The organism is Vibrio sp. MACH09 (genome assembly GCF_033238805.1).
Taxonomy (GTDB): Bacteria; Pseudomonadota; Gammaproteobacteria; order Enterobacterales; family Vibrionaceae; genus Vibrio.
Genome location: NZ_BSFZ01000001.1, coordinates 1536641 through 1549748 on the forward strand (window position 1 = coordinate 1536641; position 13108 = coordinate 1549748).

Annotated in this window: 10 protein-coding genes; 5 read left to right on the top strand and 5 right to left on the bottom strand. The window is 41.6% G+C overall.

All coding sequences use genetic code 11. The annotated features are described in order from the left end of the window. Positions 1-4 precede the first annotated feature (4 nt). The 3 genes from CHJ_RS06795 to CHJ_RS06805 all read left to right on the top strand — a co-directional run bounded on the left by CHJ_RS06795 (position 5) and on the right by CHJ_RS06805 (position 3577). Positions 5-1837 (top strand): extracellular solute-binding protein, encoded by a 1833-nt coding sequence (locus CHJ_RS06795; RefSeq protein WP_317917262.1) that lies wholly within the window; start codon positions 5-7, stop codon positions 1835-1837. Continuing rightward, positions 1837-2706: an ABC transporter ATP-binding protein gene (locus CHJ_RS06800; protein WP_317917263.1), complete on the top strand. Its 870-nt coding sequence runs from the start codon at positions 1837-1839 to the stop codon at positions 2704-2706. Before CHJ_RS06795 ends, CHJ_RS06800 begins: the two co-directional genes overlap by 1 nt. 64 nt (positions 2707-2770) lie before the next feature. After that, on the top strand, positions 2771-3577 hold the full coding sequence (locus tag CHJ_RS06805; protein WP_171754642.1) for an ABC transporter ATP-binding protein: 807 nt from the start codon (positions 2771-2773) through the stop codon (positions 3575-3577). A 45-nt stretch (positions 3578-3622) separates the two neighbouring features. On the opposite strand, the gene CHJ_RS06810 is transcribed toward CHJ_RS06805, so the two are convergent. The 3 genes from CHJ_RS06810 to CHJ_RS06820 form a co-directional block, all read right to left on the bottom strand. Beyond that, the gene (locus CHJ_RS06810) at positions 3623-4165 is read right to left on the bottom strand and encodes a hypothetical protein (protein WP_171754641.1); all 543 of its coding nucleotides are present in this window, start codon (positions 4163-4165) and stop codon (positions 3623-3625) included. Between the two features lie 179 nt (positions 4166-4344). Beyond that, the gene (locus CHJ_RS06815; protein ID WP_317917264.1) at positions 4345-4842 is read right to left on the bottom strand and encodes a response regulator; all 498 of its coding nucleotides are present in this window, start codon (positions 4840-4842) and stop codon (positions 4345-4347) included. Beyond that, positions 4839-6800 (bottom strand): ATP-binding protein, encoded by a 1962-nt coding sequence (locus tag CHJ_RS06820; protein ID WP_171754639.1) that lies wholly within the window; start codon positions 6798-6800, stop codon positions 4839-4841. Before CHJ_RS06820 ends, CHJ_RS06815 begins: the two co-directional genes overlap by 4 nt. Before the next feature lie 175 nt (positions 6801-6975). Here CHJ_RS06820 and CHJ_RS06825 point away from each other — a divergent pair, with 175 nt between their 5' ends. Both CHJ_RS06825 and serC read left to right on the top strand, forming a co-directional pair. After that, positions 6976-8235 carry a DUF945 family protein gene (locus CHJ_RS06825; protein ID WP_317917265.1) on the top strand — a complete coding sequence of 420 codons (1260 nt, stop codon included), beginning with the start codon at positions 6976-6978 and terminating at the stop codon, positions 8233-8235. A gap of 143 nt (positions 8236-8378) precedes the next feature. Then, positions 8379-9461, top strand: coding sequence for a 3-phosphoserine/phosphohydroxythreonine transaminase (gene serC / locus CHJ_RS06830; protein WP_411861540.1), 1083 nt, complete (start codon positions 8379-8381; stop codon positions 9459-9461). 82 nt (positions 9462-9543) lie between these two features. On the opposite strand, the gene cydC is transcribed toward serC, so the two are convergent. Together cydC and cydD are read right to left on the bottom strand one after the other, a co-directional pair. Beyond that, positions 9544-11265, bottom strand: coding sequence for a heme ABC transporter ATP-binding protein/permease CydC (gene cydC, locus CHJ_RS06835; protein ID WP_317917267.1), 1722 nt, complete (start codon positions 11263-11265; stop codon positions 9544-9546). Further along, positions 11258-13045, bottom strand: coding sequence for a heme ABC transporter permease/ATP-binding protein CydD (gene cydD, locus CHJ_RS06840; protein ID WP_317917268.1), 1788 nt, complete (start codon positions 13043-13045; stop codon positions 11258-11260). Before cydD ends, cydC begins: the two co-directional genes overlap by 8 nt. Positions 13046-13108: the final 63 nt, after the last annotated feature.

Consider the following 13108-nt stretch of genomic DNA (forward strand, 5'->3'; position numbering starts at 1 on the left):
CGAAATGAAAACAGTTTTTAAACTTATGAGTGTAATTCTGTCTGGTGTTTCAACCATGGCAATGTCAGCGTCTGAACTGCCAGCCAACCTGAAATGGCAAACCAATTTGGATGACCCTGTTTTTGCCTCTGAACAAGCCATATATGGCGGGACCTTTAGAACTTATATTTCAAGCTTTCCACAAACGTTTAGAACCGTAGGCCCGGATGCTAATGGTTCTTTTCGTTCTTGGTTGTTAGACGCACACCCATCGTTGGTAACTAAGCATCCTGATACAGGTAACTGGATCCCTTCAATTGCTACGGATTGGGCATTCTCTGATGACAACAAAACGGTGTATTACAAAATAAACCCCAAGGCTAAATGGTCAGATGGTAAGCCTGTTACAGCAGATGATTTTACGTTTGTACTAACGTTAATGCGTTCTAAAGATATCGTGGCTCCTTGGTATAATACCTTTTATGAGAAGGTTATTACTGATGTTATTAAGTATGACGCCCATACGATATCTGTAACCTTGTCAGAGCCTAAAGATAAGAAAGATCTACTCAACTGGACATCATTAGGCCCAAAACCGAGACATTTTTATCAACCAAGTACTGATAACAATGGCGATGGTATTGATGATAACTTTGTTCGAAAGTACAACTTCAAAATGGAGCCAACTACATGGGCTTATAAAATGGATAAAGTTAAGAAAGGGCGCTCTATTACCTTTAAACATGTCGGTCAAGATTGGTGGGGATACAGTAACCCTTACTATAAAAATCGTTACAACGTAGAAAAAATTCGAATACAAGTGATTCGAGACAATGACATTGCTCGTAAGCATTTTGAAAAAGGCGATCTTGACGCTTTTGGCTTAATTCTTCCCTCGCTATGGCATGAGAAGTCGAATAGTAAACCTTATCAACGAGGTTATATCCATAAGTTCTGGGGCTTTAACCAAGTTCCACAAGGAGCGGGAGGGCTATGGATCAACACAGCAAAAGCCAATTTAAGTAACCTGCAAGTGCGAAAAGGTCTCGCATATGCCAGTGATTTCGATGGCATGATTAAAAATATTCTTCGAAATGATTATGTAAGGAAACCTAACGGGTTAGGGGTTGGCCAAGATGAATTTACCAATACGGAGGTAAAAGCTGCACCATTTGACCCAGAAAAAGCGGCTGAATATTTTAGCCAAGCTGGTTTTAACAACATTGGTCCCGATGGAATAAGAACAAACGATAAAGGCGAGAGATTGTCATTCGCGATTACCTATTCAGCTCGCCATCATACGCCTAGGATGGCCTACCTGAAAGAACAGGCAAAAAAAGCGGGTCTTGAATATACTTTAAATCTGATTGACGGCTCTTCAGCGTTTAAATATGTGAATGAAAAGAAACATGACATTTCGTTTCATGACATGGCTGGAGGCGATGTACCGCAGTACTGGGAGTATTTGCATTCAACAAATGCCAATAAACCACAAACCAATAATTTTACTAATTACAGCTCAGCCAAAATGGACAAGTTGGTCACTGAATATCGTGGTGAATTTAGCCGTGAAAAACGACAAGTTCTTTCTCGTGAGATTCAAAAAATCGTGGCAGATGAGTTTGTGATTGTTCCCGGCTATATGGTTCCTTATACCCGAGAAGCGTATTGGCGCTGGATGCAATTTCCTAAGCAGCCAATGACCAAAAAGAGTGAGGCGCTATTTAGTACGGGTACACCTTCGGACTTAGGCAGTTATTGGATTGATCCTGCAATAAAGAAAGAGACATTAGACGCGATTAAAAAAGGTGAAAGCTTTCAACCGGTCACAACCATTAATGATAAGTACCAGTTTTAATGAGTATTGCAGTGAACAGTGAAGAAGTAATCTTAAGCGTACGCAACTTACATACTGAGTTTGTAACAGATGATGATGTGGTTCGAGTGCTTCATGGTGTCAATTTCGATGTTAAAGCGGGAGAGACGTTAGGGCTTGTTGGTGAGTCAGGGTGTGGCAAAAGCGTTACCTCCATGTCGATATTAGGTTTGTTGCCTAAGCCTTATGGGAATGTCGTTGAGGGAGAGATTCTATATCGAAATGTGGATCTACTCGCTATTCCTCACAATGAGATGCATAAAGTCCGCGGCAATAAGATTTCAGTGATTTTTCAAGACCCGATGACGGCACTAAATCCCGTTCACACTATCGCTAAGCAGCTAGAGGAGGTGTTAATTCTTCATCGACCTGAACTGAATAAAAAAGATAGACAAAGTTATGCGTTAGATATGCTCAACAAGGTAAGAATTCCTCAAGCGGAGAAACGCCTGCGAGAGTATCCGCACAACCTCTCAGGGGGAATGAGACAGAGGGTGATGATAGCGATGGCATTAGCGTGTAAGCCCGATATTCTAATTTGCGATGAACCTACGACTGCGCTGGATGTGACTGTGCAAGCGTCAATTTTGGATCTGATGGTGGATTTGCAACGTGAAACAGGGATGGCGATGATTTTCATCACTCATGATCTCGGTGTAGTGGCGGAAATGTGCGACAGCGTTGCGGTGATGTACCAAGGGAAGATTGTTGAGCAAGGAGATGTTTTTGAGTTATTTGACCATCCGAAGCACCCTTATACACAACATCTATTACAGCTTATGCCAAGTATAGACACGCCCCTTAAAAGCAGGGCTGCAGTGACAACATATAAAGCGGATGGCGATAAGTAACAGTCTCTCGCTGGAATTTCAAACCCGTGTCAGTTAGTAACAGATAATAGGCCAACAGACGACAATGACAGAGATATTACGGATAGAAAATCTTACTCAATACTTTCGTTCCGGAGGTGGAGTATTCCGAAAAGGCTATACGGTAAAAGCAGTTGATGGTGTGTCTCTGTATGTATCAGAAGGAGAGACATTGGGTCTGGTTGGGGAGTCTGGTTGTGGCAAAAGTACCCTAGGTAGAACGATTTTAAAACTCTACCAGCCTACTAGCGGTGACATTTACTTTAAAGGCACCAATATTACTCAACTGTCAGATAAAGAGATGCGCCCGCTAAGGAAAGAGTTGCAGATAATTTTTCAAGATCCTTTAGAGTCTCTAAATCAGCGCCATTCAATAGGGATGATAATTGAGGAGCCTTTTATCATTCATAACATTGGTACTAAGCAAGAGAGGCGTCGCTGGGTTGAGGAACTGCTTGAGAAGGTAGGCTTAGCCAAAGAGAGTATAAATCGTTATCCGCATGAATTTTCTGGTGGTCAGAGACAAAGAGTGGGAATTGCTCGAGCGATAGCACTTAAACCTAAACTACTAATATGTGATGAATCAGTGTCAGCGCTAGACGTTTCAGTTCAGGCACAAATAATTGATCTGTTATTAAAACTGCAGAAAGAGATGAATTTAGCGATGATCTTTATTTCACATGACCTATCTGTCATTCGTCAAATTTCTGACAGAGTAGCAGTAATGTTAAATGGGAAGATAATTGAAGAAGGTAGTGTTAGCGACATTTTTGAAGCAGCAAAAGAAGAGTACAGTAAAACTTTGTTAGCGGCTATTCCAGCGAGCCACCCAAAGAATAGACGCAGAAAATAAAAAAACCGAAGCTATTATGCTTCGGTATTTTTAAATCAAACAGGTTTAGAATTTAAAACGTGTAGTGAACATTAACTGGTCACCATAGAAATCGTTAAATTTGCCTTCTAAGCCCATTGAGAATAATTCTGTTGAATGAAAACGTGCGAAAACTGTAGTCACAAAGTCATCATCGTTGTCGATTTCAACGTAACCAAGGCGGCCACCAACTTCTAACTGAGGCCCTAACCACTGACGTACACCAATGTTTAATTCTAGGCCGATGTCATTGCTATGATTTTTATCATCAACCATACGCATTAGCATTTCGCCTGTAAGGTCTGCCCAATTGTTGATAGGTGCGTGAAATCCAAAACCTGCACCCATGTTGTAATCATTTTTGAATTTAGAGTCTGCACGGATAATGGCATGAGCGTTAGGGTGGATTGACTTGCTATAAGCGCCACCGAATGTGACAGGATCAGCACCAATACGTGCTTCAGCGTAGTCGTAGTTGAAATTGCTCATGCTGATACGCTCAGGATCCTGTGCTGCAAACACTGAGCTAGAAGCAAGCACAAGACCTGCAACAAGAAGAATTTTACGCATAATAAAAGTAAACCTATGTCCTATATTAATCAATGGTGATAGTAAGCCAATTACTACTGTTATCCAACACAGTATATTAACCATTCACAGGCGTTAGTCACCAAAAATTTGTCGCTAATGCGCTGTTAAGCTAAATCTTAAGCAATATAAATGCCAAAAACAAATGATTCAGAATGTAATTATTCACCAAATTGATTTCTTTTGGCAGCAATGGCATTAAATATCTTTTCTGTATCAAGTATTCGTCCCCATGGCATAAGATCCGTTTCATTATCAATCATATATTGAGTAAGTTGTTGAGTTAACGTATTGACCAACTCTTCGCCTTTCCAAGGCTTAGCAATATAAAAATCCAGACTTGCGCTATTGACTGCTTGTACGGTCGCTTCAAGATCGGCTTGTCCGGTTAATAACAATTTTTTCGCACTGCGGGTTTCATCTTGGTTATTTAGCTCAATAAGGAAACTGATCCCAGTTTGCTCCGGCATAATATGATCGCAGAGAATCAGTGCAAGTTTGGTGTTCTCTTCCGCGTACTCTTCTATCACTTCTCTCGCTTCAGATACCGATTCCGCTCCCTCAATAATAAAGTTATCTTCAAAATGAGATAGGTCTTGTACAACGCTGTCTAATACTTCTCGTTCGTCATCTACACAGAGAATAAGATATTTTTTCATCGTATTTCCTTATTGGTGTTTACCACTGCATTAGCGGGTTGAAATGGTAGCCATACAATCATTTTTGTATATTCATTTTGGCTGGATTCGACTTCTATCCAACCACTGTGCTGGGCTAATATTTGTTGGCAGACCGATAGGCCAATACCAAGTCCAAAATTGCCCTCTTTTTTAGTGGTGTAGTTAAGTTCAAAAATCTTGTCTTGTTGCTCTTGAGGGATACCTTCACCATTATCCTCAAAGGTGATCTTTGCATAGTGAGTGTTGTCTTTAATCGCTTGCTCGGTGCTGACGGTAAGTACACCATGCTCGGGAAATGCATCAATGGCATTGGATACAAGGTTGGTCCACACTTGCTGCAATGCGTTTGTTAAGCAGAGTATTTCAGGTAGAGATTGATACTCTTTTATCACCGTATGCCGTTTCAACTTGTTCTCGAAAATGACTAAGGTATCTTCAATGCCTTCATGAAGATCAATGACGTGCATGATCTCATCATCTTGGCGAGCATATCCTTTCAGGCTTTTTACCATATCTGCAATTCTTTTGGCACATACTTGAATAGAGCGTAGAGTTGATCCGGTTACATGATATTTTTCTAGTCCGGTAATGGTGCCAGCCAGATCTTTGGTCTCTTTCGCTAACTGAATGACTTCGTCGAGATCATGGTGCAAGTTAAGTTGAACCACTTTTTTAGCCAGTTGTTTATCGCCAATGGAAGGCAGAATGGATTTCGTCTGCTGACGAATCTCTGATGTAGACATAGGACGAGAGAGAAGAGACTCGTTGAGAATACTTGCACCAAGTTCTTGATGAGACGCAGGGAGAGGCGAGTGTATTAGTTCATCAATTTTTGATGTTAATGTATCAGCTCCTCTCAAAATCGCGGCAACGGGATTATTTAATTCATGTGCCACGCCAGCAACGAGCTGACCCAGTATCGCCATTTTTTCTCGTTCAATGAGTTGCTGATGTGCGGTTTCTAGCGACTCATAAGTTTGCTGTAGTTCAAGTTTGGTATTAATGCTGCGTTGCAATCGTCTATTAAAGTGACGTAATAATAAATTAGTAAACAGAGGTAACAGTTCACTGTCTGAGTGCATGACTTGAGCAAACACGTCTTTATTCAGTTTGATGACTTTGGTTTTGGTTAGCGTTATCGCGGTAGAGAAGGAGAGTTCACCTGTAACAAATGACATTCCTCCAACGATATTGCCTTTCGCATGCCGAACAACTTCACGCTGTATTTGTAGCTCATCGGCTTTATAAAGCGCGACTTCACCTTCCACGATAAACCACAAAAATTGGTTGGGTTCGCCTTCTACTGTTAATAGATGGTCTGGCGAGTAAGTTCGGCACGCTTTTGTTTCATCTTTCTCAGAGAAAAACTCCAGTAGTGAACCGATAAATTGATCAGCTAAGTAAGTGTCACTAAGTTCATGAAAGTTGTGAATGAACCCCGTTCGAAAAGAGTCGAGCTTATTCTCAATATGAGCGCTTAGAATACGAGATTGATCAAGGACGCCGCTGTAATGTAACCAGTTTTCATCTTTGATGCCGAGGATAAACGTTGTGAGTTCTTTTTTGGCGGTATCGAGTAGGGCGTTACGTTTAAGCGGTTTGGTCAAGCAGTGATCGAGGCGTCCTTCATTGACTGCCGCGAGAATGCTATCAATGTCCTCGCCATCACTGAGCAATACTTTACGAGAGTCTTTACTGTGCTCGGTTTTGTCTAAATGGATTAAAAAATCGGCACCGTTAAATGATTGGCTACTAGCCGCAATGGCCATTGCCACTTTTTGCTGCTGTTCTTTGGCATACTCCAAGGTCTGCATTGCTTCCTCTGGAGAGTCAACACAGTAAATATCAAACAAATTTGATAGTGGCGATAGCTCTTTTCTCAATAACTCAGCGGATATTGGATCATCATCTAAATATAATACTAGGTAAGGATTCACAACTACCTCATTTAGGTTTTATTGCTCAATGTAACAACTTTCGATCGTGCGAGTTGAGAGGTGAGTAAAGTTCTTTCACTTATCTGTTGGAAAAGCCTGATATAACTCAAGGTTTTAACTTAAATTCAACTAGGCTAAACTAGGTTTAATTCCTTAGCGATTATAAAGAGAAGTCATGAAAGAGTTGAAAAAAATAGCAGCAATTGGCGGAGCAGTTGTTCTGGTGGCATGTTGGCCGCTTGCTGTCGGACAAATAGCGCAAAATGTGTTAACGGATGGTGCTAACCAACTGAATAATGGTGACTATTCTGTTGAGATAATCAGTTATGATAGGGGGTATTTGTCTGCTCAAGCGGTAACCAGATACTCCGTTAATGATCCACAACTTAAAGAACAGTTGAGCTTGGATGGCCTTCCTACTGAGTTTGAAGTTGAACATGATATAAAGCATGGCTTGTTGCGCATAGCGGCAGAATCTCGATTAGTTGATGTTCCAGACGTTCCTCTCACCCTGACTACAACAACTCAGCTAAATGGAAATACAGAGTTTTCTCTGCTGTTGGATAAGGTAAATTACAGCTTGGATGATGATCAGGGTGCTATCTATATCGGCAAGTCGACGATAGAAGGAAATGCCACTGTTCTTGGTCAGCTTGATTTTAACTACGACTTTCCTTCTATCCAGCTCGCTTTTAGTAATAATGAGCACGTCTCGTTCTCGAATATGACAGGCAGCGTGAGCGGCAAGAAAGTGAATCAGTTTTGGCATGGTGAACAGTCACTGAATATTGAAACCATCTCTATGATGACCGGGCAAGGTGAGACTTTAGCCAGTGCAAAGGATATTCGCTATAAGTTTTCATCAAATACTAATGAGGGTGGAGACAGAATTGAAACTAACCATCTGTTAAGTACCGGCGAAATCACCTCTAGCGATGGCCAGTTGCAGCAGTTACAGGTGGATTTCTCACTTGGTGGCTTAGATTTAAACTCTTTTGAATCCTTGGTTTCAACTTATCAAAATAATCCGGTTATAACTGAGCAAGTGCTCGCAGAGTCTGCGCCACAAATTGATGCCTTATTTGAAAAAGGTTTTTATCTGGCCATGAATAAGATGCAGTTTAATTTGGTTGACGGTCAGTTTGATTCTCAGTGGCGATTAGAGATACCTGAGGGCATGCAAAGTATTACTCAAGACATCAATCAATTGATACCTCAGTTAACGGGCAACTTAGATACCTATATTTCTAATGGCTTAGCTGACGCATACCCATTTGTGCATCAGGGAATTGATGAGTTGCTGGTTATGGAATATATGTTTAAAGCGGATGATGGCTATAGAATGGATGCAGAAATTGCCAATGGAAACTTGCAGTTTGCTAGCGGTGAAAAAATTCCACTTATTGCTCTATTGATGTCCGGAATGGCGAATTAAGTATAGATTTTTTTCTCATTGTTAAAAAAGGGCTCTTTTGAGCCCTTTTTTGTGCTTTTTTATCATGGGAAAACATGTTATTACTTGAGAATATAGAAAAGTAATATCCATTCAATTTAATAACCGCAGGAGCAATGACCGTCATGGGAACGATTTACAATTTCAGTGCAGGACCCGCCGCCTTACCTAAAGCAGTAATGGAAAAGGCGCAGTCTGAATTAGTTAACTGGAATGAGTTAGGCACATCGGTGATGGAGATTAGCCATCGTAGTAAAGAGTTTATTCAAGTGGCTGAGACTGCGGAGCAAGATTTACGAGATCTTCTGGACATTCCTAGTAACTATAAAGTGCTGTTTTGTCAGGGCGGAGCGAGAGCTCAGTTTGCTGCTGTTCCTATGAACCTACTTGGTGATAATGATACTGCAACGTATATTGATGGCGGCTACTGGGCAGAAAGTGCGGTAAAAGAAGCGAGAAAATATTGTCAACCTGATGTGGTGGATGTGAAGAGTGAAAAAGAGGGTAAAGTAGCTATAAAACCGGCGTCTGATTGGACGATAGCTGAAAATGCTGCTTATGTTCATTTTTGCCCTAATGAAACCATTGATGGCATAGAAATAAATGAATTACCCATCACGGATAAACCGATTGTCGCGGATATGTCATCAACTATTTTGTCTCGTAAAATCGACGTCAGCAAATATGGGGTGATTTACGCTGGTGCGCAAAAGAACATTGGTCCTGCTGGCATCTGTATCGCGATAGTGAGAGATGATTTATTAGAGTTGGCAAGAAAAGAGTTGCCAAGCATTCTTAGCTATAAAGTGTTGGCAGAAAAGGATTCAATGTTTAATACGCCGCCAACTTACGCGTGGTACTTGTCTGGCTTGGTGTTTAAATGGTTAAAAGAGCAGGGTGGCGTTGCTGCGATAGAAGAAGTTAACCGAGCAAAAGCCGCGTTACTTTATGACTATATCGATCAATCTGATTTCTACAGCAATAACGTGCATGAGCAAAATCGCTCTTTGATGAATGTTCCTTTTCAGTTAGCCAAACCTGAGCTAGATGGCGAGTTTTTGTCCTTGGCTGACAAAGCTGGACTTAAAGCGCTGAAAGGACACCGTGCGGTGGGAGGAATGCGAGCCTCTATTTATAATGCTATGCCTATTGAAGGGGTAAAAGCGCTAGTAGCGTTTATGCAGCAGTTTGAGAAAGAGAATGCATAAGTCAAACTCGTATCGCATTTAGTATAGTAAAAGCCACTCTATAGAGTGGCTTTTTTAGTTGGTCAGCTTTAATCCGTTATCGCTACAAAGTTTGATGAAGTTGGAAGTAACGACCTTGTTCGTTCATCAACGTTTGGTGACGTCCTTGCTCAATAATTTGGCCATTTTCTATTAAACAAATATTGTCCATCTGCTCTAAATTGACCAAGCGATGAGTGATAAATATTACCGTTTTATTGGCAAAGAATTTGTCAAATAACGACAGTATTTGTTGCTCGGTTTTCTTATCTAATCCTTCGGTTGGTTCATCCAGCAATACGATAGGGGCGTTATGCAAAATAGCACGAGCAATGCCTATTCGACGCCTCTCACCACCAGATAGCTGTCGTCCTCCATCACCTAACCAAGTATCTAACCCTTTCTCTTCTGTAAGTGATGAGAGCTCTACTTGCTGTAGTATGTCGGAGATGGTCTCATCGCTAGCGTTAGGGCTGGCCATTATTAAGTTATCTCTTAGCGAGCCATTAAGAATATCTACTCGTTGACTAACTACTGAGATAGAGTTTCGCAAAGTCGCTTCACTAATCTGCGTCAATGGTGTACCCGCAATGGATATGTTGCCTTTCTCTACATCCCAGTAACGACAGAGTAATTGCAGTAAGGTCGATTTCCCTGAGCCGGTTTGGCCAAGAATAGCCACATGGCTCTGATGTTCTACGTTAAGAGTTAAGCCGTTAATTGCGTTATTTTCTGCATCAGGATAGCGGAAAAATATGTCGTTAAGCTGTATATCAAAGTTTGTTGAGGTCAATTCGCCAGATAATGGGAACTCAACATCTGGTGTTGCAGTAATGATTTCGTTTAGTCGACGAGCGGAGGTTAGTGTTTGACCTAAATACTGAAATGCTCCCGCGATTGGCATCAATAGTTCAAAGCTCGCCATGGTGGCAAATGCGAACATGGCGATCATAGGGTCAGGTGGGTTTCCACCAACACCATCTGCTGCTAACCAAAGAATGGCGATAAGTGCGAGCCCATTGGAAAGCATCAGCAAGCCACTTGCAATTCCGGTTAAGTTAGCGTTAACGGATTGATTTTTTAGAAGTTTAGATTGAGATTCTAAAATGGCATCGTGATAACGTTCTTCGGCACCAAACAGTACCAACTCACTGTGACCCTGTAACCAATCGAGTGAGGTTACTCTTAGTGAAGCTTTGTTATGGGTAAGCTGATGACCGTTCTTTTTCCCTAATTGATAAAACAGTACTGGCCATATGAGTAGAAGCGAAAACAGAATGACACCCAAAACCAGCGCTAAGTCTGCATCAAACCATCCTAAGAAAAAGGTTAGGGAAATACTCGCGAATAGACCAACAACAATAGGGCTGATAAGGCGTAAATAGACGTGATCCATTGCATCGACATCGGCAACAAGTCGGTTTAGCAAATCACCATCGCGTAAATTGGCAACGGTCCCTGGAACAAGAGGGGTTAACTTCTTAAAGAAGAAAATCCGTAATTCAGTTAACAATTTAAACGTCGCGTCATGGCTAACGACTCTTTCTCCCCAGCGTCCGGCTGTCCGTGCTATCGCTAATCCACGAACGCCACCTCCCGGCAACATGTAGTTAAACGTTTGTCTTGCTATCGTTAGCCCGGCGATGCCTGCCGCGGAGATAAACCAACCTGAAAGGGTGAGTAGCCCAATAGATGCGCATAAGGTTAAGAATGCGAGGATCATACCTAGCGATAAACCAAACCAATGCTTTTTGTATAGTTTAAGAAAAGGAATTAACTCACGCATCAAGATCTCCTTTTTCTTCATTTAACTGTGCTGAACGGCTATGTAACATGGTTGAGAATAGCCCTTCGCTGCTACTTAATTGCATATAGTCGCCTGATTCTACCAATTTCCCTGATTCCATAACTAAGATCATATCAACATTTTGCAGCTGAGTGAGCTGATGGGTAATCATTAAGGATGTGCGGTTTTCTGTTTTGTTTTTGATGCCAGTCATAACCAGTTTCTCGCTACGAGCATCCAAACTTGCCGTTGGTTCGTCCAGTAGCCAGAAGTTACCTTTTTGAAGCATGGCTCTTGCTAATGCAAGACGTTGAGCCTGCCCGACTGATAAACCTCCAGAACGGTCACTTATTTGATAATCAAGACCATGCTGATGGACGAACTCCATCGCAAAAGAGTCATCTAAAGCATGGTTAATATCGTTGTTGCTCACGTCAACATTTCCAAGAGTAATGTTCTCTTTTATCGAGCCATGCAGCAGCAGCGGGTTTTGTCCTACCCAGCTAACTTGCTCTCGCCACTGCTTGAGATCACACTGGTTAAGCTCAACCCCATTGACCTGTAAACTGCCTTCATAGGGCAAAAAGCCCAGAATGGCGTTGATCAAGCTGGTTTTTCCTGCCCCGCTTGGGCCAACTAATGCGGTGGTTTTGTTAGCGGCTAGATGGAATGATACTGGACCTAATAGCTGTTTACCTTGTGGGCTTTTAACCACTAGCTCTTTGGCTGTGATGGTTAGGTTTTCAACATCGGTGATAGATTGTGAGCCTTGGCTTAATACCGTAACGTCAGTATCGAGAAATTCTACGATACTCTCTGCTGCGCCAACTGCTTGAGCCTTAGCGTGATAAAAAGTGCCTAAGTCACGAAGCGGCTGATAAAATTCAGGAGCGAGAATAAGTATAAATAAACCGGTAAATAGAGTAATGCCACTGCCATAGTAACCAAAGTCTAATTCGCCAATAAAACTAAAGCCAAAATAAACCGCAGTGATGGCAATGGAGATTGAGGTGAAAAACTCTAATACGGCAGATGAGAGAAAGGCGACTTTTAGTACATCCATTGTTCTGCTACGGAAAACTTCAGACGCACCGCGAAGGGTCTCTGTTTCTGCTTCAGTGCGATTAAATAACCTAATCGTTGTCATGGACTGCAGACGATCATAGAAATGGCCGGATAATCGTTGCAGCGCTTTAAAATTCTTTCTATTTGCGTCAGAGGCTTTTTTTCCTACTAGTGCCATGAAAAAAGGTACCAATGGGGCAGTGATGAGAAAGATCAAACCTGCGGCCCAGTTGGTCGGGAAAACCACAATCAGTATGATTAGTGGTACTAACACCGATAAGGACATTTGGGGAAGGTAGCGGGCAAAAAAGTCTTGCATATCTTCAACTTGCTCTAATAGCAAAGTTGCCCAAGTTCCTGCTGGCTTTCCTTTTATATAAGCGGGTCCAACCTCTCTTAACCTGTCTAAAATAAGTTGGCGAATATATATTCGTATCTGCTCTCCGGCTTTAAATCCTGCGACTTCACGTCCCCAAGTACACGCTGCTCGTCCAATCACAGATACACCTAAGCCGATAAAGTAATTAACTAGCTGATATTTATCGGTTTGTTCAATAATAAGCTGATGAAGAATGGAAGCCAGTAATCCGGCTTGAGCTAGCAAAAATAGACTGGATAAAACACCAAGAGAAATACTGATAACCAGCCAGCGTTTAGCCAGTTTTCCTTGTTGTTTCAACCAATTGTTTAAGTTTCGTTGTTTAGTTTTGTCCATTATTTTATGGCTTTCTTTAATAATAGTTATTAGGAAGTTCACCTAGTAGCCGGCTATCCAAAA

Excerpts from the sequence above, each read along its gene's own strand:
- CHJ_RS06795 (WP_317917262.1), top strand. The coding sequence starts at position 5 with ATGAAAACAGTTTTTAAACTTATGAGTGTAATTCTGTCTGGTGTTTCA.
- serC (WP_411861540.1), top strand. The coding sequence starts at position 8,379 with ATGGGAACGATTTACAATTTCAGTGCAGGACCCGCCGCCTTACCTAAA.
- cydD (WP_317917268.1), bottom strand. The coding sequence starts at position 13,045 with ATGGACAAAACTAAACAACGAAACTTAAACAATTGGTTGAAACAACAA.
- CHJ_RS06825 (WP_317917265.1), top strand. The coding sequence starts at position 6,976 with ATGAAAGAGTTGAAAAAAATAGCAGCAATTGGCGGAGCAGTTGTTCTG.
- CHJ_RS06810 (WP_171754641.1), bottom strand. The coding sequence starts at position 4,165 with ATGCGTAAAATTCTTCTTGTTGCAGGTCTTGTGCTTGCTTCTAGCTCA.
- CHJ_RS06815 (WP_317917264.1), bottom strand. The coding sequence starts at position 4,842 with ATGAAAAAATATCTTATTCTCTGTGTAGATGACGAACGAGAAGTATTA.
- CHJ_RS06805 (WP_171754642.1), top strand. The coding sequence starts at position 2,771 with ATGACAGAGATATTACGGATAGAAAATCTTACTCAATACTTTCGTTCC.
- CHJ_RS06800 (WP_317917263.1), top strand. The coding sequence starts at position 1,837 with ATGAGTATTGCAGTGAACAGTGAAGAAGTAATCTTAAGCGTACGCAAC.
- cydC (WP_317917267.1), bottom strand. The coding sequence starts at position 11,265 with ATGCGTGAGTTAATTCCTTTTCTTAAACTATACAAAAAGCATTGGTTT.